This window comes from Nocardia noduli, from assembly GCF_019038455.1.
Classification (GTDB): domain Bacteria; phylum Actinomycetota; class Actinomycetes; order Mycobacteriales; family Mycobacteriaceae; genus Nocardia; species Nocardia noduli.
This window is the reverse complement of the sequence record NZ_JAFMPL010000250.1, coordinates 1-851: the sequence shown is the minus strand read 5'-3', so window position 1 is coordinate 851 and position 851 is coordinate 1. Positions and strand designations below refer to the sequence as shown.

Here is an 851-nt window from a genome sequence, read left to right as displayed (position 1 = left end):
AGTCTTACGAGCGACCGTTCGCGGCCCGTCTCGCGTCCGAGCGGTCGAAGCAATGCGCCGCAGGCGCGAGTCTCGACCGCTCGGACGCGAGACAAAGGGGGCCGCGAACACGCGGCCCCCGGGCCGCCGAAGTCACAGCGAACACGCGGCCCCCGGGCCGCCAATTATCGGCCTATGTCGGCCTGGTCGATCGGACAGCTCACCGTGCGCGGTACGTCGATCCGAACATCGCCGATATGCGGGCCCGCTGCCGAGGTCGAGACTCCTGCTATTCGCACACTGTCGGTGGGAACCGATTGATCCCCGAGAATGTCGAGTGCGCCGACGCCGGCCAGAATGATGATCGCGGTGGCTAGAAGTAGCTTCATGACCTGCTCCCGCTGGTAGGGCGAGTTCGATTGCCGAGTCCCGAGTCACTCGTGCGTGTCTCGTATCTCGTTTCGGTCGCTGAAAATTTGCTCACAGGAACCGTAAGTCCGAATTCCTATGATGTTCAAGACACAGAAGGGTCACAGAAGTGATAATCGGGGGTGTCGTAACTCCGGAAAAATGCGCTGACCGGCTATTCGTCACCTGGTCATCGTTCGATGCCCGGGTAACGGAATTCGAGTTATCGAGACGTGACGGATTATTCACGTCCTCGCGGTGGCGTCTTCGACCGCAACGGAGTTGTGACCGTATCGGTTGCTCGGCGGCGCGATGACGTCAGTGAGTTGTTCGATCGCGGCGGAGACGGCGGATCCGGCCGGTAGTCGGAGCGAGCCGGGTAGTGGTTCGCGGGCCCAGCGCCATCCGAATCCGCGATCCGACATCGGGAGGATCACCCGTCGTCCGCTGGCGCGGACGCGGAC

1 protein-coding gene and 1 pseudogene are annotated in these 851 nt (G+C 62.6%); both read right to left on the bottom strand.

The genetic code is table 11. The features are described from left to right. Positions 1-164: 164 nt before the first annotated feature. On the bottom strand, positions 165-368 hold the full coding sequence (locus tag JZ792_RS41220; protein WP_216918418.1) for a hypothetical protein: 204 nt from the start codon (positions 366-368) through the stop codon (positions 165-167). A gap of 264 nt (positions 369-632) precedes the next feature. Beyond that, positions 633-851 (bottom strand): annotated as a pseudogene (locus JZ792_RS41215) (hypothetical protein); the annotation flags it as partial.

Coding starts and splice junctions, on each gene's coding strand:
- JZ792_RS41220 (WP_216918418.1), bottom strand. CDS start 368: ATGAAGCTACTTCTAGCCACCGCGATCATCATTCTGGCCGGCGTCGGC.